We start from the raw sequence: 22513 nt of genomic DNA on the forward strand, positions 1-22513 counted from the left end.
GCTTTCCTCGGGAAGCCTTCAGCGCTCGTCCGCCGGTTCGGTGTAGGACACCGGCGGGACGCTCGCTTCGTCGTCAGCGACAAACGTCCGCCGTTATTCCGCGGCCTGGGCCAGCGGTACGACCGCTACGAAAGCACGGCCGCGCTTCGTCTCGAAGCGGACCTTGCCCTCGACGAGCGCGAACAGGGTGTGATCCTTGCCCATGCCGACATTGGTGCCGGGATGCCACTTCGTGCCGCGCTGGCGCACGATGATGTTGCCCGGGATCACGGCCTCGGAGCCGAACTTCTTCACGCCGAGGCGCTGGCCGGCGGAGTCGCGGCCGTTGCGGGACGAGCCGCCTGCTTTTTTGTGTGCCATGGGATTGCTCCGGAATTCTGCTGGATCTGCGTTCGGACGGGCGGCCGATTACTCGGCAGCGGCCGGCTCGGCCTTCCGGGTCTTGCGCGGCTCGGCCTTCGAGGTCTTGCCGCCGGCGCTGATCTCGGTGATGCGCACGACCGTGAAGTCCTGGCGGTGACCGCGGCGGCGACGCGAGTTCTGGCGGCGGCGCTTCTTGAAGGCGATGACCTTGCGGGTGCGGCCGTGCTGGACGATCTCGCCGGTGACGCCGATGCCCGACAGGAGCGGGGTGCCGACCTGGGTGGCATCGCCGTCGGTGAACAGCAGCACGTCGCCGAAGGTGACGGCGGCGCCGGCCTCGCCCTCGAGCGTGGCCACGGTGATGACGTCGTTGGCGGCGACGCGATACTGCTTGCCGCCTGTCTTGATGACTGCGAACATCGTTGTCTCTCGTGTTCTCTGCCGGCCTCCGGCACCGCAAGGGGCCTGGGCCGTCTTCTTGTTCAGGTCATCCGCGCGGGTCGGGCCGGGTCGGTGGGACTTGGCCGTGAGTGCACGAACGCGAAACGCGCGGACTTCGTCGAGGAAGCCGCGCGGTGCCGGCCGGATAGTCGGGTGCGGGGATTCTGTCAAGAAGACCGAGATCGCGCTCTACCGCTTCGTCAGCCCGCCCAGCACATTACGAAGAATCGCGTCGCCCACCTCGGTGCCGACCTTGCGGGCCATCGAGCGGGCGGCGTTGCCGATGACCTGCTCGGCCAGACTCTGCGGCGGGCGCCGGGTGCGGCCGGTTCCCCTGCCTGCCCCTTTGCCCTTCTGGGCCGGCTCCTCGCCGCCGCCGAACAGGCCGCCGAGCAGCCCGCCCAGCATGCCGGACAACCCGCCCTCGCTCTGGCCCGCGGCTTCCGCCGGGGCAGAATCCAAATGCTTGCGTTTGGCCAGCATCTCGTAGGCGCTCTCGTTGTCGACCGCCTCGTCGTATTTTCCGCGCAGGGGGCTCTGCCGGACGATCTCGGCGCGCTCGGCCGGCGTCAGTGGCCCGACGCGGCCCTGCGGCGGGGCGATCAAGGCCCGCTCGACCATGGAGGGCGTGCCCTTGGCCTCGAGGAAACTCACCAGCGCCTCGCCCACCGCGAGTTCGGTGATGGCCTTGCCGACATCGAAGCCCGGATTCTGGCGGAAGGTCTCGGCGGCGGCGCGCACCGCCCGCTGGTCGCGGGGGGTGAAGGCGCGCAGCGCGTGCTGCACCCGGTTGCCGAGCTGACCGAGCACGGTCTCGGGCACGTCGAGCGGGTTCTGCGTCACGAAGTAGACGCCGACGCCCTTCGAGCGGATCAGCCGCACGACCTGCTCCACCGCGTCGAGGAGCGCCTTGGGGGCGTCGTTGAACAGCAGGTGCGCTTCGTCGAAGAAGAAGACGAGCTTGGGCTTGTCGAGGTCGCCCACTTCGGGAAGCTGCTCGAACAGCTCGGAGAGCATCCAGAGCAGGAACGAGGCGTAGAGGCGCGGCCGCTGCATCAGCTTGTCGGCGGCGAGGATGTTGACGAAGCCCCGCCCCTCGCGGTCCGTGCGCATGAAGTCGGTCAGCTCCAGCGCCGGCTCGCCCAGGAATTTGTCCGCGCCCTGGTTCTCGAGCACCAAGAGCGAACGCTGGATCGCCCCGATCGAGGCGCCCGAGACGTTGCCGTAGCTGGCCGAGAGTTCCTTGGCATTCTCGGACAGGAAGGTGAGGAGCGCGCGCAGGTCCTTCAGGTCGATGAGCGGCCACTGGTTCTCGTCGGCGACGCGGAAGGCGATGTTGAGCACGCCCTCCTGCGTGTCGTTGAGGTCGAGCAGGCGGGCCAGCAGCAGCGGGCCCATCTCCGTCACGGTGCAGCGGATCGGGTGGCCCTGTTCGCCGAACACGTCCCAGAACAGGGTGGGGAAGCGGTCGGGCTCGTAAGCGATCCCGAGTTCCTCGGCGCGCTTGACGAAATGCGGCTTGGCCTCGCCCGCGGCGGCCAGGCCGGACAGGTCGCCCTTGATGTCGGCGGCGAAGACCGGCACGCCGGCGTTCGAGAACCCCTCGGCCAGCACCTGCAGCGTCACGGTCTTGCCGGTGCCTGTGGCGCCCGCCACGAGGCCGTGGCGGTTGGCCAGCCGCAGGCTCAGCACCTCGGGCTTGGGATGCGGCCCCGTGCTCCGTCCCACCAGGATGGTCCCCTCGCCCGCCATCTCGCCGTCCTCGCCCGAACCGTGACCGTGTCGCGCGTCAGGGTATGGCGCCCGGACCGCCCGATCCAGGGGTTTGGCTCACGGGCGACCCTTGATTTCGCCGCCGCCGCATCGGACAGACGAGATCTGCTGAGGAGGAAGCGTTTTATGGAAGAGCTGATTGCCCGCGTCACCAACCGCACGGGGATCGACGCGGCGACCGCCAAGACCGCGATCGGCCACATCCTGGCCTTCCTGCAGAAGGAGGGGCCGGCGACCGAGGTGAGCCAGCTGATGGCCGCGCTGCCGGGCTCCGAGACCGCGATCGCGGAGTCGAACGCCGCGGAGGGCGGCGGCGGCCTGATGGGCATGCTGGGAGGCATGATGGGCGGGGGCGTGATGGCGCTCGGCCAGAAGCTGATCTCGGCGGGCGTGCCGATGAACCAGATGCAGCCGCTCGGCCAGGAGCTGTTCGCCTACGGCCGTGAGAAGGCGGGCGAGGATACGATGGGGCCGATCGTCGCCTCGATCCCGGGCCTGAACCAGTTCGTCTGAGCCGGGAGCGCCGTTCGCCAAGTCCCTCGGATCCTTAGCCAATTTCGTTCGTCGGCTACGGCGAAGCGCTTGCGCGAGGTGGATCAGCCACCCCGCGCAAGCCTCTGTCCCGAAATGGATTTCTCCGTCATAAAAGCGTGCGGCCTTCGTGATGATGTCGCCGCACACGAGGGGCGCCGCAGCCTCTCGGCCGCGACGGGACGGATCGACCATGCTGCCGAATTTTTCCCCGCGCGACGCGACGGCGGCGTGGAAGGCCGGCTGGGAAAGCAAGGTGCAGGCGCCGTTCGCCCGCTTCCGCCAGACCTTCGAGGGCGCCGACCTCGCGCTTCCCGGCGGCGCGCCGATCCTGCTCAAAACCCGCGTCAAGCGCCCCTTGCTCGATCCCGGTCTCGACCCCTGCCTCGGCCGCATCGGCTCGCTCGAAGTGCGGCTCGCGACCACCAAGTCCGAGATCCGCCGGGCCCAGCGCCTGCGCTTCGGCGTGTTCTACGAGGAGATGTCGGCCATCCCCTCGGGCCTGGCCGCGCTCAAGCGCCGGGACATCGACGCCTACGACGCCGTCTGCGACCACCTGCTGGTGATCGACCACGCGGCCACGGAGGCCAAACCGTTCCGGCAAGCCCGTCCGAAGGTCGTCGGCACCTACCGGCTGCTGCGCCAGGATCGGGCGGAGGCGCATTTCGGCTTCTACTCGGCTAGCGAGTACGATCTGGCGCCCCTGCTGGATCGCCATCCCGGCAAGCGCTTCCTCGAACTCGGCCGCTCCTGCGTGCTGAAGCCCTACCGCACCAAGCGGACGGTCGAGCTGCTCTGGCACGGCATCTGGACCTACGTGCTGCACCACCGCATCGACGCGATGCTGGGCTGCGCCAGCCTGGAGGGGACCGATCCGGATCGCCTCGCCTTGCCCTTGAGCTTCCTCCACCACCACGCCCGCGCGCCCGAAGCGTGGCGCGCCCGTGCCCTCCCCGAGCGCTACGTGGCGATGGACCGGCTCGCGAAGGAGGCGGTCGATCCGAAGGCGGCGCTGATGGCGCTGCCGCCGCTGGTGAAGGGCTACCTGCGGGTCGGGGCGACCTTCGGCGACGGCGCCGTGGTGGACCGCCAGTTCGGCACCACCGACGTGCTCGTGGTGCTGCCGGTCTCGGCCATCGCCGCCCGCTATATCGGCCATTTCGGCGCGGGTGCGGATCGGCACGCCGCCTGACGCGAGCGGGTTGCGCGGAGGCGGCGGGCGGGCTCAGGCAGGCGCCCCTGCCCGCTCTTCCGCCCCTCCGAAGGTCATGTCCGCGCTCTCCCAGCCCCTGTCCGACCGCGAGCGTCTCGGCGCGATGGCCGCCGCGATCGCCTGCGTCGCGGTGGTGGGTACGGGGCTCGGCCTGTCGATCCCGCTCCTGTCGCTGGAGATGGAGCGGATGGGAGCCTCCAGCGTCGTCATCGGCCTCAACACGGCGGTGGCGGGCTTGGCCGCGATCCTCACGGTGCCCTTCGTGCCGCGGCTTGCCGCGTCGGTCGGCGTGGTGCGCCTTCTGATCCTGGCGATCGCACTCGGCGGTCTCTGCCTCACCGCCTTCAAGGTCTTCCCCGACATCGTCCTGTGGTTCCCCCTGCGCTTCGTCTTCTCGACGACGATGGGGGTGCTGTTCGTGCTCTCCGAGTACTGGATCAACGACGCGGCGCCCAACGAGCGGCGCGGGCTGGTGATGGGCGTCTACGCGACGGTGCTGGCCATCGGCTTCGCCATCGGGCCGACGCTGCTGACGATCCTGGGCACGGAAGGATACGCGCCCTACCTCGCCGGCTCGGCCCTGTTCTTCGTCGCGCTGACGCCGCTGATCCTCGCCCGCAACCTCTCGCCCTCCCTCGGGCACGCGAAGGGCGACGGCATGATGACCTATCTGCGCCTCGCGCCGCTGGCGGTGCTGGCCGCTGCCCTCTACGGCGCGGTGGAGGCGGGCGCCTTCGCCATCCTGCCGCTCTACGGCCTGCGCATCGGCCTCGACGCGCAGGTCTCCGCCGCCCTGGTGAGCGCGGTGGCGCTCGGCAACGTGCTGTTCCAGATCCCCGTCGGGCTCCTGGCCGACCGGATCGACCGCCGCCTCGTCCTGCTCGGCGCGAGCCTCGCGGGGGCGCTCGGCGCGGCCCTGATCCCCGCCGCCTCCGGCTCGCTGCCGCTGCTGAGCGCCCTTCTCTTCGTCTGGGGCGGCATCGCCGGCACGCTCTACACCGTGGGCCTCGCCCATCTCGGCGCGACCCTGCGCGGCCCGGATCTCGCCGGCGCCAACGCCGCCTTCGTGATGCTCTACAATGCCGGGCTGATGCTCGGTCCGCCGCTCATCGGCGGCAGCATGGACCTGTTCGCGCCGCAGGGCTTCGCCCTCGCCCTCGCGCTGCTGTTCGCGGCCTACCTCGTGCCGGTGCTGCGCAGCCTCGCCCGAGGACGCCCGGGCTGACGGGCCGGCGCGGGAAACGGAACGGCACGGCGGGGCTGCCCGTTATCGGAGAAGCTGCACCGTTCCCTCCCGCCCACCCTCAAGGAGCCAGGTCTCATGAGCCTCATCGGACGCCTCGTCACCAAGATCCTCGGCACCGACGACCGCATGGTCGCGCGCGACGACCGCAACGCCGGATCGAGCAGCCCGATCGGCCGCCTCGTCACGAAGATCCTGCGCAAGTAGCAGCCCCACGTCACGGACTCTTCGAGCCGAAGCAGGCCGGATTGTCCGTGCGGTCGAGCGACGATCCCCCCTGTTGACCGAAGAAGAGGCCGGCGCTTCGATATCCATCGATGCCGGCCTCACTCCGTTGGAGCTATGCTCACACGACCGCACAGGATGACGCGCGACCGGCATGGCCGATCGGCATAACGTGCCAAGCCGGCCCTCACCCTGAACGGCGAGGCCTCGATGGGCTGGATATTTTGTACGTGAGGGCCGTCCGTATAGACGCAGTGCAATTCATTCAATATGACATGGCCTGAATTTTAATATCGATAAAACATATTCGCACTAGAGCCAAATACTACGTAATTTATATAACGACGAAATTTTTATCAAAAACTCGAATATTTTCTGGAGAAAAATTTTCTCGGTATGCAATTTTGAATGCGAATATTTGATTTCCTGAGCTGGGGTAGTCCGTTCGACGCGCGAACGACACGTTAGAGTCTGACCATCGGGCGGCCACTCCCAATTGGGCGCTTTACAACCGCAGGTAATGTCTTCAATCCTCCTGCCGTCGCGATTCAGGAGTGGGACGGCATGGCCGGTGATGTGGCGCTCGATGAAACCCTTCTGCCGCTGGTCTCGGCGCACGGAAGCCTTATGGCCGCGTCTGGCCCTGTCCTTCACGAGTACGGTTCGTCGGTGAGGATCGGCATCGGGGGAGGCGGTCGTCCCTTGGCGGCCCTCAACGAAGAGGCCTTGTCCGACGCCGAGAAGAGCGGGTTGCAGGCCTTCCGCCTGCGGCTCTCGGAGCCGTATCGGGCCAGGAAGGCGAGCCGGCCCTATGCGGACGTCCCCTGGGGCAGTTCGACCGCCGTTCCGCAACTGCACCGCGACCGCCAGGCCGTCATCCGCGGCGCACCCGTGGCGCAGGATCCGAGCGCTGCCCCGGCCGGGGCGCCGGAGGCGAAGCGGCTGGCGGGCCGCGTGGCTGTCGGCCTCGTCATCGTGTCGGGACCCGGCTCGCTTGCCATGACGGATGCGCAGACCCGCAAGATCGTCGCCGAGGTCCAGAACGGATTGAGTTATCTCGGGGGCCAGGCCCCGGCGCGAGACGTGACCTTCGTCTACGACATCCAAGTCGCCCAGATCGACGTTCCCGACACGCAATCAGCTCCGCCCGCCGGGACCAAGCTGGACGATCTCTACGAATACTACGAGCGCCCCTGGCGAGATGCGGCGCTGGCGGCGATCGGTCAGGCTCCCGGCGGCAGCGGCATCCGCAGCTACATTCGCTCGATCAAGGCGCAGAAGAGTGCGCAGGCCGCTTACTGTGCGTTTTTCACGCATTACACGCTTCACCACTTCGCCTATTGTAGCGGGTCGTACCTCACAATGCAGTATTCAAACGATGGTTGGGGGCCGGAAAATCTCGATCGGATCTTCGCTCACGAGACCGGTCATATCTTCGGCGCGCCGGACGAGTATGCCGAGAGTGGGTGCGATTGCGGCGGCGCCTGGGGATTCCACCGCCGGCCGAACCTGAATTGCGAGAGTTGTGCGGATAACAGCGTCGATTGCATCATGAAGCGCAACACTTGGGCAATGTGCGACGAGACACCCTACCACCTCGGATATACAATGACAGGTGTCTGAAGGAGGCTCCCGATGGAACAGCTGTTCATCGTCGAGGACGACCGATCCGACGAGCGCACGCGGCGGGCTCTCCGCAGCGTTCGGAAGAGTCAGGAATTCTCCGAACGCGTCTTCGTCGCGGAGGGGGATGCCCGGTCGATCGCGGCTCTCGGTCAGTCGCCGGGCGTCCGGACGCCGAGCCAGCTGACGGCCGATGCGGCGGACGCGCTCTCGCCTGCCGAACGGCTTTCGATCGATGCGTGGCAGAGCCGTGCGGAGCCCGAGGCGAAGGTGCGTCCCGGCGACGGCTTGAGTTGGGGGCACAAGGATTTTCGGGCGCCCCGGTGACGGGGCGTCCGCTCAGCGTCCTGCTACCGCCTCGCGCACCACGCTCTTGATCAGCGGGGCGGCCGGCACGCTGGGCTGCCAGAAGTTGCCGGAGCGGCCGGCCTCGTAGCCGTACTGATAGAGGCTGCGCATGTAGGCCGTGTCGAAGCCCCGCGCCGTCGTGGTCTGCGGCGCGCTCTCGTCGATATAGGTCAGGTTGAAGCCGAGCCCGTTGCGGCGGGCGAAGGCGTCGGTCGCCACCAGCGTGGCCCGCGAGCGGGCGCGGCTGGCCGTGGTGAAGGACTTCTCCACGATCGAGAGCGTGTTGTTCTTGGTCACCTCGAATTCCGGCTCGAGCCGGCCGTTGATGACGACGTAGATGTCGGCCTTGCCGGCGTTGCGGAAGCGTCCGTCCCGCACGAGGAAGCTCTGCGGCAGGGTGAAGACCGGCGTCACCACCGAGCCGTCCACGTGCATCTCCTGGAAGGCGCGGCCCTCCGCCTGCACGTCGAGGAATTGCGGCGGGAACACCGCCGGGATGCTCGCCGAGGCGGTCAGCACGTCCGTGAACAGCGCCACCGAATTGGGCGCGCCGCTGGCGGCGATGGCGCCCATGTTCCAGATCACCGCGCGCTGCGTGTCGAGGTTCGTGGTCACCACGAGGAGGCGGCGGCCCTTGGCATGCTCCTCGGCGACGGCCTGGAGCAGATCGGGCGTCACGTAGCGGGCGATCAGGCTGCGCAGGCGCCCGTCGCCGAACAGGCCGGAGCCGAACAGCACGTTGGACAGGCTCGGGCTCTGCACGAGCGATTCGGCGATGCCGCTGGTGTAGATATCGCTGAGGTAGCTGTCATAGGCCGGCCCGAGGAAGGCGAAGGGCGCGATCAGCGCGCCCGTCGAGACGCCGGAGACGATGGTGAAGTCCGGCCGCTTGCCGGAGGCGGTCCAGCCGTTGAGCACGCCCGCGCCGTAGGCCCCGTCCCCGCCGCCGCCCGAGAGGGCGAGGTAGCTGAAGGCCTGCCGCTTCTTCTGCGGGCCGACCGTCATCGACAGGAAGTCCTCGGCGCTGGCGTCGGCATAGGCCCGCACGCCGACCATGCCCGGGACCGTGGCGGCGTCCGCCTCGGCCTTGGTGTAGTTCGCCCGCGGGAGCGAGGAGCAGGCGGCGGCCTGCCCGGCGACCGCCGCGGCGAGGAGCAGGCGCGACCAGCGGAAACCGTGTGACATCGACATGACCTAGAAAGCCCGGACGCGAGGCTTGAGCATACACCAAACGAGCTTGGCCGTATTGCGTTCCCGCGGGGAGCCCGTCGTCCGGCACCACCTGATGCGGTGCGGCCACAACCGTGGGCTGGCTTCTCATGGCCGAACCGACCGTTCCGCGAAAGTCCGGCCGTCCCGCGAATCGGCTGCGGGAGAAGCGGGACCGTGCCCGATCTCTCGGACTTGTCAGATGTACGAGGCGCTTACGCGCACTAAGATGTGAACGGGACGACGCCGAAGGAGCACGGCCTCGGGTACGCCGCCGACGCATGGGCGGCTCTCCGAGGCCGGGCAGACGAACCCGAATCCGGCCGCCGGCCGAACTTCAACAAAGGGCGCATATGCTGAGCGGATCGGCGATCCTGCGGGTTCTCCTCCTGATCGTGGCGGCGGCGGGCATCGCCGGGATCATCCAGCATGTCTGGCTGGGCGGGCCGGCCTCGAATCCCGCTCCACCCGCGGCCGGCTCCGCGGAGACCGCACGGGCCAAGGCACCGGCGGCCCCACCGCAGACCGGGCCTGTGCGGGTCGTGACGCCGGCCGAGCCGCCGCGCTCCCAGGCGCCCCAGACCGCGACCCAATCCGCACCTCAAGCGGCGCCGCAACCGGCTCCCGCGCCGACGCCGCCGGCCGCGCCCCCTCTCCCGCAGCCGTCGGCCGTGCCGGCACCTGCGCCCGCCCCGCCCGCGCCGGATCCGGTCGCCGAGGCGGAGGAGAACGCGCCCGCTCCGGCCATCGCCCTGGTCGATCTCAACACCGGCACGCTCGCCGAATTGAATGGGCTGAAGGGCGGCGGCGCCATCGGCCGCACGGTCATCCAGCACCGTCCCTACGCGTCTGTCGACCAGTTGCTGTCGAAGCGCGTGCTCAACCGCGCCACCTACCAGCGCATCAAGGATCAGGTGACCGTCCGCTGACGGGGCGCCGCGGCCCGGCGGAAGTCCGTCGGCGACAACCGGGCGGAAGCGAAACGGGGAAACGGGTGCGAGACCGCCCGGCGCGCGCGCAGGGCGCTGGCACAGCGGGCACACAGGCCTTAAACAGGAGGTCACGTTCCCTCAACGAAGGCCGAGGCCGCTCCATGCAAACGACATCCGGCGCACCGATCCTCCGCCAGGATCTGGGCGTCGAGGAGACGACCGAGTCCGACAACATCGTCCGCTGGGACGGCGAGCGGCTCTACGTCGAGCAGGACATCTACCACAACGGGCAGCTCGTTCACCGCAAGTACCGGCGCACGATCACCGAGCCGGTCGCCCGCGCCCTGCAGGCGATCATCAAGCGCTCGCAGCAGTGAGGGCATCGGCGCTCGCGCTGCTGGCCTCCCTGGCCGCCCCGATCGCCCTCGCCGCTCCGGCGGCGGCGCAGGTGCGGGTCAGCTTCGTCGCGCCCGAGCGCTACACCGATGCCGAGAACCGCTACGGCTCCGGTCTGTCCAAGCGGGTCGTGCTGGCGGAGATGCGCCGCCTGTTCGAGATGCTCGGCGACCGGGCGCTGGCCCCGGGTCAGACGCTGGACATCGCGGTCCTCGACATCGACCTCGCCGGGTTCGACCAGCCGAGCTTCGGTCCGAGCCAGGGCGTGCGGGTGGTGAGCGACGTGACCCCGCCGCGCTTCCGCCTGCGCTACACCCTGAAGGAGCGCGGCCGCACCCTGCTCTCCGCCGAGGAGACCGTCACCGACCTCAACTTCCTGCTGCGCTACGCCCGCTCCTCCTCCGGGCAATCCTTCTACTACGAGCGCGAGTTGCTGCGGGACTGGTTCCAGGCACGCATCGCCGAGCGGCGCCCCCCGCGGAGCTGATCCGGCGGAACCGGGCCGCCGTCACACGCTCGACGCCCGCGCCTGCCATGTCCGCCCGATCACGGGCGGGTCACACGGCACTTCCGAACATGCGGATCGTCCTCGTCGCCAACGGCGCGTCGGGCGCCTTCGCGGCCGGTCCCTCCCCGGCCGAGATCCGCGCGCGGCTCGCGGCGGCGGGCTTCGACCTCGCGCCCGAGCCGGAGGAGAGCCTGCCGCTCGCCGAGCGGCTGCGGCAAGCCGCGGGCATGCAGGACGTCGAAGCGGTGGCGGTGGCGGGCGGGGACGGCACGCTCAACTGCGCGGCCTCCGTGCTCGCGGGCGGGCGCGTGGCGCTCGGCATCCTGCCGCTGGGCACCATGAACCTGCTGGCCAAGGATCTCGGTATCCCGCTCGATCTCGACGGGGCCGTGGACACGCTGCGCACGGGGCGGCCCCGCGCCGTCGATGTCGGCCGCGTCAACGGGCACGTCTTCCTCATCAATTCCGTGCTCGGCATGCCCGCCCGCATGGTCCGCCACCGGGAGGGCTTTCGCGGGCGGCGCATCGGCCTGCCGGGGCTCCTGCGCCTCGCGCTCGCCACCCTGCGCCATCTCGGCCCCTATCCGCGGCTGTCGGCGGTCCTTTCGGTGGGCGGGCGGCGGACGCGGATGCGGCTTCGCCTTCTTGCGGTGATCAACAACGACTACGCCGAGGGCCCGGGACAGATTCTGGAGCGGACCCGGGTCGATGGCGGCGGGTTGACGCTCTACATCGCCCGCCGGCTCCCGCCCTGGCGCCTCGCCCGCCTGGCCCTCGGCTTCGGCCTGGGCCGCTGGCGCGATCTGCCCGGGCTGGAACGCCGCGGCGCGACCCGCTTCGCCCTTTCGGCGGGGCGGCGCGCGCTGCGGGTGATGAACGATGGAGAGATCCGCTTGATCGCCTCGCCCCTGCGCTACCGGCTCGAGCCGCGCGCCCTCACCGTGATCGTTCCGGCCGCGCGGGAGCCCGGCCGGTGAGGCGGCTCGCCCACATCTCCGACCTGCATTTCGGGCGCACCGATCCGGAGGTGGTCGAAGGTCTCGTCGCCGAGCTGAATCGCGATGCACCCGACCTGATCATCGCCTCGGGCGACTTCACCATGCGGGCGCGGCGGAAGGAATATGCGGAGGCGCGCGCCTTCCTCGACCGGCTCACCGCGCCCTGGATCGCGGTGCCGGGCAATCACGACATCGCCTATTTCAAGCTGCTGACGCGCTTCTTCCACCCGTTCGGACGCTACCGGCGCTTCATCGCGCGGGACACCGAGCCGACCTTCCTCGACGACGAGGTCGCAGTGGTCTGCCTCAACACCGTGCGGACCTGGGCGCCGGAGACGGACTGGTCGCAGGGCAAGATCACCCGGGCGCAGATCGCCCGCACCGAGGAGCGGCTGGCGGCGTTGCCGGGCCACGTCTTCCGCATCGTGGTGGGCCACCACCCCTTCATGCCGCCGCCCTGGGACGCGGAGGCCCGCCTCGTCGGCCGCGCCGACGAAGCGCTCGACGCCTTCCGCCGCCACGGCGTCGGCCTGACGCTGGCGGGCCACCTCCATCGGCACTACGCCCGCTTCGCCGAGGCGCCCGAGACCGGTGCCGAGCCCGATACGGTCGCGGTCGATCGCGGCTCGATGCAGGGAAGCGGAAAGCGGCTGCTGGCCGTGCAGGCCGGCTCGGCCACCTCGACGCGGCTGCGCGGCAACGAGCCCAACGCCTATAACCGCATCGTGATCGAGGACGGCCGCGCCACCGTCACCGTGCGGATCTGGACCGGCAAGGCCTTCGAGGATGCCCGCTCGGAGGCCGAGGCGGGCGTGGCGGAGCCGGGCGCCGCCTGAGCGCCGCCCGGCCGGTGCCTCAGGTCCGGACCGTCCGCCGCGCCCCGCCGCCGGCGAGGCTGACGGCGAAGGCGACCGCGAGGTTGAGGGCGAGCGCCACCACGCCGATGTTGAGATCCTGGACCGGTCCCGGCAGCCCGGGGAACAGCTTGGCCAGCGTGTAGCCGCCGACCACCGTGACCGCCACCGCGGCCACGCCGGCCAGGATGCCCGCCATCGCCCCCGCACGGGTGAGCGGGTTGTTCGGCCACAGGCTGAAGAAGAAGGCCGGGAAGAGCTGCGTGACCACCGCGTAGCCGATCAGCAGGAGCTGCACGATGGTCTCGCCCCCGTAGAGGGTGAAGCCGACGCAGGCGAGCGCGAGCAGCGGTGCGATCCCCTTGGCGAGCCGGCCCGTCGAGGCGTCGGTCGCATTCTTCGCCAGCGGTCGGTAGAGGTTCTGCGCGATCAGCGTCGCCCCCGCGATCAGGATCATCGAGCCCGGCACCAGGGCGGTCAGCACACCGGTCGCGCCGACGATGCCGACGAACCACGGCGGGAAGGTCTGGAGCGCGATCTTGAACAGCGAGAGATCGACGTCCGGCCCCGTCAGGCCGGGCACCTGCAGCACGGCGGCGAAGCCCGCGAAGAACACGAACAGCAGCATGAGCTGGTAGAGCGGCAGGAACACCGCGTTGCGCCGGAAGGTGCGTTCGTCGCTCGCGGTGTAGATCGAGGCGAAGATGTGCGGGAACATCCAGCCGCCGAGTGCCGTGAGCAGCGTGGTCGAGGCGAACCACGTCGCGCTCTGGCCCCGGTCCGGCAGGGCCAGGAAGCCGGGCTTGGCCGTGTCGATGGCCTCGAACATCGGGCCGATGCCGCCGTAATAGTGATACGGGAGATAGATCCCTAGGAAGATCACCACGAACAGGATCATGAAGTCCTTGAGCACCGCGGTCCAGGCCGAGCCGCGCACGCCCGAGACCATGACGTAGACGGTGAGCGTGCCCGCCCCGATCCAGACGGCCAGAGTCGGCGAGATCACGCCGTAGGAGGCGGTGGCGACGATGATGCCGAGGCCCTTGAGCTGGAGCACCATGTAGGGGACGAGCGCCACCAGCCCGACCAGGGCCACGAGGATGCCGAGGCTTCTGCTGTCGTAGCGCGCGGCGAAGTAGTCCGGCTGCGAGAACAGCCCGCGCTCCTTGGCGAAGCGCCAGGCGGGCGGCAGGATCCAGTAGGAGATGACGTAGATCAGGGTGAGGTAGCAGAGGATGTAGTAGGTCGGCCCGCCCTTGCCGTAGGCCCAGCCCGAGCCGCCGAGGAAGGTGAAGGTGGTGTAGATCTCGCCCGCCATCAGCAGGAAGACGAGCAGCGTGCCGAAGCCGCGCTTGCCCACGCTCCACTGCTCCATGTCCATGGTATGCCCGGCCCGGGCCCAAAGGCCGAGGCCGAGCGCCACCACGACGGCGAGCGCGATGATCGGAAGCGCCGCGTTCATGCGTCTTCCTCCGGCTCGCGGTTGGCCGGATCGGTGAGGTAAATCAGCCCCATGATACCTGAGGTCGCCACCGTGCAGGCGACGAGCCACGCCAGCAGCAGGGGCATGCCGAGCACCATTGGCTCGACCCGGTTGAACACGAACGGTCCCACCAGCATGCCGAGGGCGGGCAGGGCCGCGAGCCATCGAAGCTGCTTCATGGCCGGACCCTCCCCGGCCGTTGCCCGATGGATCGTTCGTTCAGTCCCGTCATGCGCGTCCCGTCAGCTCGACGGGCGGACCATGAGGCAGAATCCGCGCCAGGGCGAGGGATGAGGGCCGCTTTTCGTGTTCACGCAGCCTCGGCGCGGCGCCCCAGAAGTCCCGGCAGAGCACGCAGATTGAGGGGCTTGGCGAGAAATCCGTCGAAGCCCGCCGCATGGGCGGCGGCCACGTCCTCGCGCCCGGTATTGGCGGTCAGCGCCACGAGATGCAGGGCGGCGGCACCGGCTTCGGCCTCGCGGGCGCGGATGCGGCGGGCGGTCTCCAGGCCATCGAGGCCCGGCATGCGGATGTCGATCAGGGCGAGGTCGAAGCGCGGCGCGTCCGCGATCAGCGCCAGCGCCTCCAGCCCGTCGCGAGCGAGCGTGACCTGCGCGCCGAGCCGCTCCAGCGCCTTGGTGGCCAAGAGCGCGTTGATCGGATTGTCCTCGGCCAGGAGCACGCGCCGGCCGGGTACCGCGACCTCGACCCGCGCCGGCGCCGGCTCGCTCGACGGCGCGGCCGAGCCGGCCGCGGCGGCGGGCCGCGGCTCCAGCAGGCGGTCGAACAGGGAGCGGGCGCGCACCGGCTTGATCAGGTAGCTGTCGAAGCCCGCCGCGTTGGGCGCTCCGAACTCGCGCCGGTCGAAGGGCGAGAGCAGGATCAGGCTGCAGCGCACGCCGCAGCGCTTGCCCTCCGCCGCGAGCGCCCGCACGGCGCCGTCGCCGAGGCTGCGGTCGGCGATCAAGGCGTCGAAGGAGGCGCCCGCCAGGGCGTCGAGGCCGGCCTCCGCGCTGTCGACGACGACGGCCGCCGCGCGGCAGCGCGCCAGCCGCCGGGCCAGGAAGGTGGCCTGGAAGGGCGACGCCGCCACGATCAGGATCTTTCGCGACGCGAGATGCGGCGCGGGCTGGGGCGCCTCCGCCCCGTCGGAGGCGGTCAGCGGCAGCACGACCCGGAAGGTCGAGCCGCGTCCCAGCGTCGAGCGCGCCTCGATCGTGCCGTTCATGCGCTCCACGAGGCGGCGGGTGATGGCGAGCCCGAGCCCGGTTCCCTCGTGGCGGCGGCTGGCGCTGTCGTCGCCCTGCTCGAATTCCTCGAACAGGATCGGGATGCGCTCCTCCGCCATGCCCGGCCCGGTATCCTCGATGGTGAGGCTGAAGCCCTCCCCCGCACGGGCGAGGCTCACGCCGACGCCGCCGCTCTGCGTGAACTTGATGGCGTTGCCCGCGAGGTTGAGCAGGATCTGCCGGACCCGGTCGGCGTCGCCGACGCGCAGGGCCACGAGGTCGTCGGCGATGTCGAGGGCGATCTCCAGGCCCTTGTCCTGCGCGCGCGGTGCCAACAGTTCGACCACGCCCTCGACCAGGGCGGCGACGTCGAAGGGTTCGGCGGCGAGGTCGAGGCGGCCCGCCTCGATGCGGGAGAAGTCGAGGATGCCGTCCACGAGGCCGAGCAGCGCCTTGCCGCTGGTGCGCAGGGACTCGACGTAGGTGCGCTGCTCCGGGTCGAGGCGGGTGTCGAGCAGGAGGTCGGCCATGCCGAGGATGCCGTTGAGCGGCGTGCGCAACTCGTGGCTGACGGTGGCGAGGAAGCGGGACTTGGCGACGTTGGCGGCTTCGGCCCGGCTCTTCGCCTCGTCGAGGGAGCGCACCGCCTCGACGCGCTCGGTCACGTCCTTGCCCGCCCGCAGCCAGTTCGGGCTGCCCTCGCTGCCCGCCGCCGGCATCTCGACGAAGGAGAACCAGCGCGGCACGCCGTCCACCGGCACCAGCCGCTCCTCGACCACCCGCACCCCGTCGGGCCGCTGCTCGACCGCGCCGCGCTCGACCACCTGCGGAGTCAGCGTCGAGCCGATCAGGTCGAGGGGCCGGAGGCCGAGCAGGGCGGCGAAGCCCTCGCTCGCGAAGGTGATGCGCCCCTGCCCGTCCCGCTGCACCACCGCCTGGGTGGTGGCCTCCACCAGCACCCGGTAGCGCTCCTCGCTCTCGGCGATCTGCCAGAGCCGGTCCTGGAGCGCTTCCGTCATGTCCGAATCCTGGACGACGGGTTCGTGGCGGCGGAGTGAGACCAGGATCAGCGCCAGCATGGCCACCGCCACGCTCAGGCCCATCACGGTCACCGCCAGGGTCATCGGCTGCATCACGCACTCCGCCCGCCGGGCATCCGGCGTCTCGAACGCGCAGAGTGACAGGGGCGCGTGAAGCGGCGCTTGAGAAAGAGCCTTAAGGGCGGATGACCGGAATCCCCGAAAAGCGCGGACTCGAACGACCTCCGGAGGATCCGTTCGGCCTCTTCCCGTCATTGCGCGGCGAAGCCGCTGGATTGCGTCGCTGACGCTGGCGAGGACGGAAAGAGGCGGAACCCGAGGCGATCGACCGGACGCCGGTTCACAGCTCCGGGAAGCGCGCGAGCAGCCCGGCCTTGTCGAGCGAGAGGGCGCCGGCCACCTCGGCCAGCGCCGCATCCTCCTCGCGGCCGATGCCCTCGTGGTCGGCGACGTCCGCGGCGAGGAGGAAGACGCTGCGGCGCTGCTCCTCGGGCCGCCCGGCGATGGCGGCGATCCGCACGAGGTTCTCCGCGCGGCCGGCGCGGGTGCGGGCGCGGCCGAGCCCCTCGTAGAAGGCGTGCTCCAGCATCAGGGCGTCGTAGCCCTTCTCCAGGATCGGGTTGGCCCGCATCCCCTCGAGCGCCGTCTCGAATTCCTCGGTCATCAGCTCGCCGTCGGCGACCGCGACGTTGGCGCAGGCCGAGACCGCCGCCTGCATCAGCGTCTCGTCGCCGGCATAGGCCTTGAGCGTCGTGCGGAACCGCTCGACCGTGTCGTTGAGAAAGCCCATCGTCTCGAAAATCCTGGCGTCGGCACCGACAACGGATGCGCCGCTCAAACGATCCGCGCGCTTTCGCGTACCCGCGCCTCGGCCGCGTCGATCGCCTCCGGCGTGCCGACATGGAGCCACTGCCCGTCGAGGCGCAGGCCCTGGAGGCGGCCGGCCCGCGCCGCCCGGTCGAACAGAAGGGTCAGGGAGAAGGAGCCGTCCGGCGTGTCGGCGAACAGCTCCGGCTTCAGGATCGCAACGCCTGCGTAGATGAAGGGCGCGACCTCGCGCTCCCCCCGCCAAGCGAGACGGCCGTCGGAATCCATGTCGAAATCGCCGGCGCCGTCGTAGCCGAGGCTCGTAGCGGTGGGGGCGACCAAGAGCAGGATGTCCGTCGTGTCCGGGTTCCAGGCCTCGATCAGCCGGTTGAGGTTGGGCCGCGGCCCCTCCAGCCAAAACGAGTCCGAGTTGAACACCACGAAGGGCTCGCCCTCGAAATGGGCCAGCGCCTTCTTCACCCCGCCGCCGGTCTCCAGCAACGCCGCGCGCTCGTCGGAGAGGACGATGCGCGGCGCAGCGGTGCGGCGGGCGAGATGGCCCTCCATCAGGTCGGCGAGCCAGTGGACGTTGACCACCGCCGTCTCGATGCCGCCCTCCGCCGCCCGGTCGAGGGCGTGGTCGATCAGCGCCTTGCCGGCGACCTCGACCAGGGGCTTGGGCAGCGTCGCCGTGACCGGGCGCATGCGCTTGCCCAAGCCCGCGGCGAGCACGAAGGCGCGGGTGATCGTCCTGGAGTTCGGTTCAGCGCTCATGCCGCGTCGAGGAATCCGGTTGGGAGGTGGGGCTCAAGGCGCGGCGGGCGCGGCGTCCGGCCGCTGTGCCACGAGGCTCGGGAGATGGGTCTCGTGCCACGCGCGCAGGGGCGCCAGCGCCGGATGGGCGAGGTTGCGGGCGAGATAGCCCTCGATCCGCGGCAGGTGGGCGAGGTAGCCCGGCTTGCCGTCGCGCCGATCGAGCCGGGCGAAGATGCCGAGGATCTTGGTGGCGCGCTGGGCCGCCAGCACCGCGTAGGCGCGGGCGAAGGCCTGCATGTCGAAGCCGATGTCGCGGGAGCGGCGCTCGCGGATGTAGAGGCCGAGCAGGCGCAGCTCGAAATCGGCGCTGGCATCGACGCGCGCGTCCTGAAGCAGCGAGGCCACGTCGTAGGCCGGGTGGCCCATCACCGCGTCCTGGAAGTCGATCACGCCGACCCGCTCCAGGCCCGTCCGCTCGGGCAGCCAGATCAGGTTGGGCGAGTGGTAGTCGCGCAGGGTCCAGGTCGGCGGCTCGGCCAGGAGTTCGCGCAGCGCCTCGGCCCAGAGATCGAGGAAGGCGCCGCGCGCCTCTGGCGGGAGGGTCGTTCCGCGGATGGCGGGCGCGTACCATTCCGGCATCAGCTCGGCCTCGAAGAGCAGGGCTTCGAGGTCGTAGGGCGGGATGACGTGGTCGATCCCCTCGCTCACCGGCACGGCGGCGGGCAAATCGGTGGCGTGCAGCTTGGCCAGCAGCCGAACGGCCTCGGCGTAGCGCTCGGGCCGCGGCGCGCCGTTCTCGGTGACCGGCTCGGCGCCGAGATCCTCGAGGATGAGCAGGCCCGCATCGAGGTTCTCGCCCAGGATCTTGGGGGCCGAAAGGCCGATCGCCCGCAGCGCCCGGTCCATGCCGACGAAGGCGTGGACGCTCTCGGCGAGCTTGACGATCGCGCTGTAGGGCTTGCCGTCCTTGACCGGGGGCCCGTCGGGACGGGGCGGCGCGATCATCAGCACGGCCTTCTCGCCGCTCGGCTTCACCAGCCGCTCGTAGGCGCGCGACGAGGCGTCGCCCTGCATGTGCAGGCGGTCCGCCTCGTCCCAGCCGCTGCGGGCCAGCAGGCTGCGGATGGCGCGGGCGCGGGCGAGGCGCTCGCGCATGTCCGGGCTGCCGTCGATCCGCACGAGTCGGGCTTGCTCGCCGTACTCCGCCCGCAGCGAGAGTTCGACGGTCAGCGTCGGCGCGTCGCGCACGCCCAGACGCTCAGGCCACTCGACCAGGGTGATCGCCGTCTCGGAGAGTTCGTCGAAGCCGAGTTCCACCAGCTCGTCCGGCCCGCGCAGCCGGTAGAGGTCGGCATGGAGCACGGTGCGGCCGGAGCGCGTCTCGTAGGGCTGCATCAGGGTGAAGGTCGGGCTCGGCACTTCGAGCGCGGGATCGCCCGCGAGTTCGCGGATCATGGCGCGGGCGAGCGTGGTCTTGCCGGCCCCCAGGCCGCCTGACAGGGCGACGATGTCCCCGGGGCGCAGGAAGCCCGCGAGGAAGGCGGCCATGTCCTCCGTGGCCCCCTCCTCCGGCAGCAGCACCTCCCAGGCCGTCCGCCGCGGCGCGGGCTGCGGCTGAGCCTCATTCGGCGATTGGCCGGGCTGCGGGTTCTCCGCCGTGCCGTCCCGATCGTCGCTCACCGCCTCAACCCTCCGCCAAGCCGCGATCCGGTCCCTCGGACCGGCACGCGGCGTCCCTCACGCCCGACCCGCCGCACCCGGCGGCGGGTTTCCCGATGAACGGGAGCCTGATGCGGTCCCCCAAACCGGGCCGATCGTAGCAGGGGATGTTTAACCGTTTCCGGCGCCCGGCGTGAGACCCCGGCGCCCGGCCGACGCGCGGCGCAGCCTATTCGGCGGCGTCGAGATTGGCGGCCGCGGAACGGGCGACCAGCTTCGCCCCGGCTCCGGGCGCACCCCGCGCCCCGTCATCCACATGGTCGAGATCGGCAAGCCGCCCGCTACCCGGGGCCGGCTCAACGGGGAAGAGACAGGCCACCCGGGTGCCGCTGCCGGGAACGGAGCGGATCTCGACGCGGCCGCCATGCAGCTCGACGAAGGAGCGCACGATGGAGAGGCCGAGGCCCACGCCGCGATGCTTGGTTCCCAGCGTGTTGCTCTCGAAGCGGTCGAACACCCGGTCGATCACCTCGGGCGGGATGCCCCGGCCGCGATCGGTCACGGTGAGCTTCAGCTCCGCCCCCTCGCGCCGCGCCTCGACGCGGACCTGCTGGCCGGGCTCGGAGAAGCCGACCGCGTTGGAGAGCAGGTTGAACAGGATCTGGCGCACGCGCTTGCCGTCGGCGAAGACGCTGCCGACGCCCTCCGGCACGTCGAGATCGAGGCGGATGTCGGATTCCGCCAGCCGGTCCTCGATGCCGCGCACGGCCGCCTCCACGGTGGCGCGCACATCGATGGTCTCGCGCTGGAGTTCGAGCGAGCCGGCATCGATCGAGGCGAGGTCGAGGATGTCGTTGATGATGACGAGCAGCGCCGCCGAGGAGCGCATGATGTGCTCGGAATACTCGCGCTGGCGCTCGTTGAGCGCGCCGACGGTCTCGTCGCCCAGCAACTGGGTGAAGCCGATGATGTTGGTGAGCGGCGAGCGCAGCTCGTAGGAAACGTGGTGGACGAAGGTGTCGCGCAGCTGCGAGGCGCGCTCCAGGGCGTCGTTCTTCTCGGTCAGCGCCCGCTCGACGTTGGCGCTGGCGGTGACGTCGATGAAGGTCAGCAGCGTGGCCCCGAGCGGCAGGGGCTGCGAGGAGCAGTCGAGCACGGTGCCGTCGCTGATGTCGAGGCGGCAGGCATGGCTGCTGCGGGTCTCGGAAAGGCCGGTGATCGACTGGCGGATGCCGGCCCAGGCGCCCTGGTCCGGCGTCAGCGCCCGGCAGGCGGCGATCACGGCATCGACGTGGGGCTTGCCCGCGAGCGTCGCGGGGTCGAGCCGCCAGGTCGCGGCGAAGGCGCGGTTGGCCACCGTCAGGCGCCCGTCGGCACCGAACACCGCCACCGGCTCCTTGAGGGCCTCCAGGGTCTCGGCCTGCTCCTTCATCAGCGCGTCGTAGCGCGAGGCGAGCTTCATGCTCTCCGAGACGTCGTGGTAGAGGTAGGTCAGGCCGCCCTGCGGATTGGGATCGGCGACGACGCGCAGCGTGCGCCCGTCCGGCAGGTACCAGGGCGTGTCGGTCGGCTCGACCGCGCGGTAGGCGGCCAGCACGTCGGCCTTCCACGAGCGGAAATCGGCCTGTTCCGGCAGCTTGCGGGCGCCGCGCAGGCGATCGAGGATCTCGCCGTCGAGCGGGCGGCCTTCGAGGAAGGCGGGGTCGAGGTCCCACAGGCGCTGGTAGGCGGCGTTGTGGAAGATCAGGCGCTGGCGCGCGTCGAACATCGCGACCGCGGTCGGCAGCTGGTCGAGGGTGCGCACGTTGGCGTCCATCTGCCGCTGCAGGTCGGCGCGCACGCTCTCCAGCTCCGAGACGTCGACGGCGATGCCGACCCGGCCGCTGTCGAGGGCGCTCTCGGTCACGTCGAGCGTGCGGCGGGCGCCGGCCACCACCGCGGAGAGGCGCAGGGGCTGACCGATCAGGCCCGGTCGTCCCGGCTGGCGGGCGATCTGCTCGCGGGCGGGCCGGTCGATCAGTTCGAGGCCCTGGCTCAGCGCCGCCTCGCGGTTCGGAGCCTCCACGGCGGCGGCGTAGGCGGCGTTGACGAAGGCGAGGCTCCCGTCCGTGCCCCGGTGCCAGACCGGCTGCGGCAGCGCGTCGAGCAATCCGGCGAGCGCCGAGAGGCCGCGCTTGGCCTCCTCCAGCGTGTGGCGCAGCTCGATCAGCTCGCGCCGCTCCTCCGTGGTCTCGCGCAGGCGCAGCAGCGCCCGACCGCTCACGGCCTGCCCTTGAGCCTCGATGAAGCGGCCGGCGAGACTGCGCAGGTTCATCCGGAAGCCGGTGCCGCGCTCGCGCAGGGCGGCGACGGCGGAATCGAGGAGCTGCGCGTCCTGGGCGGTGAGCCAGGTGCCGAAGGCGAGCAGGCGCCGCACGCCGCCCTCGTGGCCGCGCAAGGCGGCGTCCTGGCCCCGCGGATCCTGATTGCGGAGGTCCTGAGCGAAGCCCGCATCGCCGACGATCATCGGCTCGCCGCGCCCGGCCCAGGCGACGATGACCTGACGCTCGGCGTGGAGCAGCATCTCGGCCTGATCGTGCGCGCCGTCGAGGCGGGCGAGTTCGTCCTGCAGCGCGCGTTCCTTGCGCAGCCAGCCCACGCGCTCGCGCAGATAGACCAGCGACAGGATGGTCGCGAACAGGACGAGGCCGAGGATGACGGCGAGGCCGGCAACGTTGTGCGTCTGCATCGGTCCCAGCATCGGCCTCGCTTCGATGGACGGAAGGCCCCCGGCCAGCGCCGCGACCGGTGCCGCGGCGGCGAGGATGCCGAAGCGCGGCAGGGCGCGCGCCGCCCGCTCCAGACCCATGTTCCCGTCCCCCACCAACCCGAACCCGGCCGCC

The 22513-nt window shown here is 70.6% G+C and carries 22 protein-coding genes; 11 read left to right on the forward strand and 11 right to left on the reverse strand.

Annotated features, from left to right (window positions below; genetic code table 11):
• Nucleotides 1-93: 93 nt before the first annotated feature.
• The 3 genes from rpmA to BY998_RS07400 form a co-directional block, all read right to left on the reverse strand.
• Entirely contained in the window at nt 94-360 is a 267-nt protein-coding gene (gene rpmA, locus BY998_RS07390; RefSeq protein WP_110351000.1) for a 50S ribosomal protein L27, read from the reverse strand.
• A 48-nt stretch (nt 361-408) separates the two neighbouring features.
• Nucleotides 409-783: a 50S ribosomal protein L21 gene (rplU, locus tag BY998_RS07395; protein ID WP_110351001.1), complete on the reverse strand. Its 375-nt coding sequence runs from the start codon at nt 781-783 to the stop codon at nt 409-411.
• Between the two features lie 210 nt (nt 784-993).
• Complete coding sequence (locus tag BY998_RS07400; protein ID WP_110351002.1) at nt 994-2556, reverse strand: helicase HerA-like domain-containing protein; 1563 nt, start codon at nt 2554-2556, stop codon at nt 994-996.
• 147 nt (nt 2557-2703) lie between these two features.
• Here BY998_RS07400 and BY998_RS07405 point away from each other — a divergent pair, with 147 nt between their 5' ends.
• The 6 genes from BY998_RS07405 (at nt 2704) to BY998_RS07430 (ending at nt 7739) form a co-directional block, all read left to right on the forward strand.
• Nucleotides 2704-3090: a DUF2267 domain-containing protein gene (locus BY998_RS07405; protein WP_110351003.1), complete on the forward strand. Its 387-nt coding sequence runs from the start codon at nt 2704-2706 to the stop codon at nt 3088-3090.
• 211 nt (nt 3091-3301) lie between these two features.
• Complete coding sequence (locus tag BY998_RS07410) at nt 3302-4300, forward strand: GNAT family N-acyltransferase (protein WP_110351004.1); 999 nt, start codon at nt 3302-3304, stop codon at nt 4298-4300.
• 76 nt (nt 4301-4376) lie between these two features.
• A complete protein-coding gene (locus BY998_RS07415) occupies nt 4377-5546 on the forward strand; it encodes an MFS transporter (protein WP_110351005.1) in 1170 nt (389 codons plus the stop codon).
• Between the two features lie 96 nt (nt 5547-5642).
• Nucleotides 5643-5771 (forward strand): TFIIS helical bundle-like domain containing protein, encoded by a 129-nt coding sequence (locus tag BY998_RS07420; protein ID WP_110351006.1) that lies wholly within the window; start codon nt 5643-5645, stop codon nt 5769-5771.
• Nucleotides 5772-6353: 582 nt separating this feature from the next.
• On the forward strand, nt 6354-7412 hold the full coding sequence (locus tag BY998_RS07425) for a hypothetical protein (protein WP_245421515.1): 1059 nt from the start codon (nt 6354-6356) through the stop codon (nt 7410-7412).
• 12 nt (nt 7413-7424) lie between these two features.
• Nucleotides 7425-7739: a hypothetical protein gene (locus tag BY998_RS07430; RefSeq protein WP_110351008.1), complete on the forward strand. Its 315-nt coding sequence runs from the start codon at nt 7425-7427 to the stop codon at nt 7737-7739.
• A 12-nt stretch (nt 7740-7751) separates the two neighbouring features.
• Here the strand turns inward: BY998_RS07430 and BY998_RS07435 are convergent, their stop codons facing one another.
• A complete protein-coding gene (locus BY998_RS07435; protein WP_110351252.1) occupies nt 7752-8945 on the reverse strand; it encodes a patatin-like phospholipase family protein in 1194 nt (397 codons plus the stop codon).
• 377 nt (nt 8946-9322) lie between these two features.
• On the opposite strand from BY998_RS07435, the gene BY998_RS07440 reads away from it, so the two are divergent.
• From BY998_RS07440 to BY998_RS07460, 5 genes are all read left to right on the forward strand, one after another.
• Nucleotides 9323-9898, forward strand: a complete 576-nt coding sequence (locus tag BY998_RS07440) for a helix-hairpin-helix domain-containing protein (protein ID WP_110351009.1) — start codon at nt 9323-9325, stop codon at nt 9896-9898.
• Nucleotides 9899-10062: 164 nt separating this feature from the next.
• On the forward strand, nt 10063-10278 hold the full coding sequence (locus BY998_RS07445; RefSeq protein ID WP_110351010.1) for a hypothetical protein: 216 nt from the start codon (nt 10063-10065) through the stop codon (nt 10276-10278).
• Nucleotides 10275-10784, forward strand: a complete 510-nt coding sequence (locus BY998_RS07450) for a DUF3016 domain-containing protein (protein ID WP_110351011.1) — start codon at nt 10275-10277, stop codon at nt 10782-10784. Before BY998_RS07445 ends, BY998_RS07450 begins: the two co-directional genes overlap by 4 nt.
• 89 nt (nt 10785-10873) lie before the next feature.
• Nucleotides 10874-11782, forward strand: coding sequence for a diacylglycerol kinase family protein (locus tag BY998_RS07455; protein WP_110351012.1), 909 nt, complete (start codon nt 10874-10876; stop codon nt 11780-11782).
• Nucleotides 11779-12639: a metallophosphoesterase gene (locus BY998_RS07460; RefSeq protein WP_110351013.1), complete on the forward strand. Its 861-nt coding sequence runs from the start codon at nt 11779-11781 to the stop codon at nt 12637-12639. Before BY998_RS07455 ends, BY998_RS07460 begins: the two co-directional genes overlap by 4 nt.
• A gap of 19 nt (nt 12640-12658) precedes the next feature.
• Here BY998_RS07460 and BY998_RS07465 read toward each other — a convergent pair whose 3' ends face one another.
• The 7 genes from BY998_RS07465 to BY998_RS07495 form a co-directional block, all read right to left on the reverse strand.
• Entirely contained in the window at nt 12659-14119 is a 1461-nt protein-coding gene (locus BY998_RS07465; RefSeq protein WP_110351014.1) for a sodium:solute symporter, read from the reverse strand.
• Nucleotides 14116-14319, reverse strand: a complete 204-nt coding sequence (locus BY998_RS07470) for a DUF3311 domain-containing protein (RefSeq protein WP_110351015.1) — start codon at nt 14317-14319, stop codon at nt 14116-14118. Before BY998_RS07470 ends, BY998_RS07465 begins: the two co-directional genes overlap by 4 nt.
• A 131-nt stretch (nt 14320-14450) precedes the next feature.
• Complete coding sequence (locus tag BY998_RS07475; protein ID WP_181425455.1) at nt 14451-16502, reverse strand: ATP-binding protein; 2052 nt, start codon at nt 16500-16502, stop codon at nt 14451-14453.
• A gap of 247 nt (nt 16503-16749) precedes the next feature.
• Nucleotides 16750-17199 (reverse strand): tellurite resistance TerB family protein, encoded by a 450-nt coding sequence (locus BY998_RS07480; RefSeq protein WP_110351016.1) that lies wholly within the window; start codon nt 17197-17199, stop codon nt 16750-16752.
• A 44-nt stretch (nt 17200-17243) separates the two neighbouring features.
• On the reverse strand, nt 17244-17990 hold the full coding sequence (locus BY998_RS07485; protein WP_110351017.1) for a nucleotidyltransferase family protein: 747 nt from the start codon (nt 17988-17990) through the stop codon (nt 17244-17246).
• Nucleotides 17991-18023: 33 nt separating this feature from the next.
• Nucleotides 18024-19652 carry a tRNA (adenosine(37)-N6)-threonylcarbamoyltransferase complex ATPase subunit type 1 TsaE gene (gene tsaE, locus BY998_RS07490; protein WP_110351018.1) on the reverse strand — a complete coding sequence of 543 codons (1629 nt, stop codon included), beginning with the start codon at nt 19650-19652 and terminating at the stop codon, nt 18024-18026.
• Between the two features lie 208 nt (nt 19653-19860).
• Complete coding sequence (locus tag BY998_RS07495) at nt 19861-22479, reverse strand: PAS domain-containing sensor histidine kinase (RefSeq protein WP_245421516.1); 2619 nt, start codon at nt 22477-22479, stop codon at nt 19861-19863.
• Between the last annotated feature and the right edge of the window lie 34 nt (nt 22480-22513).

The organism is Methylobacterium sp. B4, assembly GCF_003201865.1.
Lineage (GTDB): Bacteria > Pseudomonadota > Alphaproteobacteria > Rhizobiales > Beijerinckiaceae > Methylobacterium.

What these genes read in the sequence shown, in the direction of transcription:
- BY998_RS07400 (WP_110351002.1), bottom strand. Translation starts at nt 2,556, where the DNA reads ATGGCGGGCGAGGGGACCATCCTGGTGGGACGGAGCACGGGGCCGCAT.
- BY998_RS07440 (WP_110351009.1), top strand. Translation starts at nt 9,323, where the DNA reads ATGCTGAGCGGATCGGCGATCCTGCGGGTTCTCCTCCTGATCGTGGCG.
- BY998_RS07455 (WP_110351012.1), top strand. Translation starts at nt 10,874, where the DNA reads ATGCGGATCGTCCTCGTCGCCAACGGCGCGTCGGGCGCCTTCGCGGCC.
- BY998_RS07425 (WP_245421515.1), top strand. Translation starts at nt 6,354, where the DNA reads ATGGCCGGTGATGTGGCGCTCGATGAAACCCTTCTGCCGCTGGTCTCG.
- BY998_RS07480 (WP_110351016.1), bottom strand. Translation starts at nt 17,199, where the DNA reads ATGGGCTTTCTCAACGACACGGTCGAGCGGTTCCGCACGACGCTCAAG.
- BY998_RS07405 (WP_110351003.1), top strand. Translation starts at nt 2,704, where the DNA reads ATGGAAGAGCTGATTGCCCGCGTCACCAACCGCACGGGGATCGACGCG.
- BY998_RS07470 (WP_110351015.1), bottom strand. Translation starts at nt 14,319, where the DNA reads ATGAAGCAGCTTCGATGGCTCGCGGCCCTGCCCGCCCTCGGCATGCTG.
- BY998_RS07485 (WP_110351017.1), bottom strand. Translation starts at nt 17,990, where the DNA reads ATGAGCGCTGAACCGAACTCCAGGACGATCACCCGCGCCTTCGTGCTC.
- BY998_RS07445 (WP_110351010.1), top strand. Translation starts at nt 10,063, where the DNA reads ATGCAAACGACATCCGGCGCACCGATCCTCCGCCAGGATCTGGGCGTC.
- BY998_RS07420 (WP_110351006.1), top strand. Translation starts at nt 5,643, where the DNA reads ATGAGCCTCATCGGACGCCTCGTCACCAAGATCCTCGGCACCGACGAC.
- BY998_RS07415 (WP_110351005.1), top strand. Translation starts at nt 4,377, where the DNA reads ATGTCCGCGCTCTCCCAGCCCCTGTCCGACCGCGAGCGTCTCGGCGCG.
- BY998_RS07495 (WP_245421516.1), bottom strand. Translation starts at nt 22,479, where the DNA reads ATGGGTCTGGAGCGGGCGGCGCGCGCCCTGCCGCGCTTCGGCATCCTC.
- rpmA (WP_110351000.1), bottom strand. Translation starts at nt 360, where the DNA reads ATGGCACACAAAAAAGCAGGCGGCTCGTCCCGCAACGGCCGCGACTCC.
- BY998_RS07435 (WP_110351252.1), bottom strand. Translation starts at nt 8,945, where the DNA reads ATGTCACACGGTTTCCGCTGGTCGCGCCTGCTCCTCGCCGCGGCGGTC.
- BY998_RS07475 (WP_181425455.1), bottom strand. Translation starts at nt 16,502, where the DNA reads ATGCAGCCGATGACCCTGGCGGTGACCGTGATGGGCCTGAGCGTGGCG.
- BY998_RS07410 (WP_110351004.1), top strand. Translation starts at nt 3,302, where the DNA reads ATGCTGCCGAATTTTTCCCCGCGCGACGCGACGGCGGCGTGGAAGGCC.
- BY998_RS07465 (WP_110351014.1), bottom strand. Translation starts at nt 14,119, where the DNA reads ATGAACGCGGCGCTTCCGATCATCGCGCTCGCCGTCGTGGTGGCGCTC.
- BY998_RS07430 (WP_110351008.1), top strand. Translation starts at nt 7,425, where the DNA reads ATGGAACAGCTGTTCATCGTCGAGGACGACCGATCCGACGAGCGCACG.
- rplU (WP_110351001.1), bottom strand. Translation starts at nt 783, where the DNA reads ATGTTCGCAGTCATCAAGACAGGCGGCAAGCAGTATCGCGTCGCCGCC.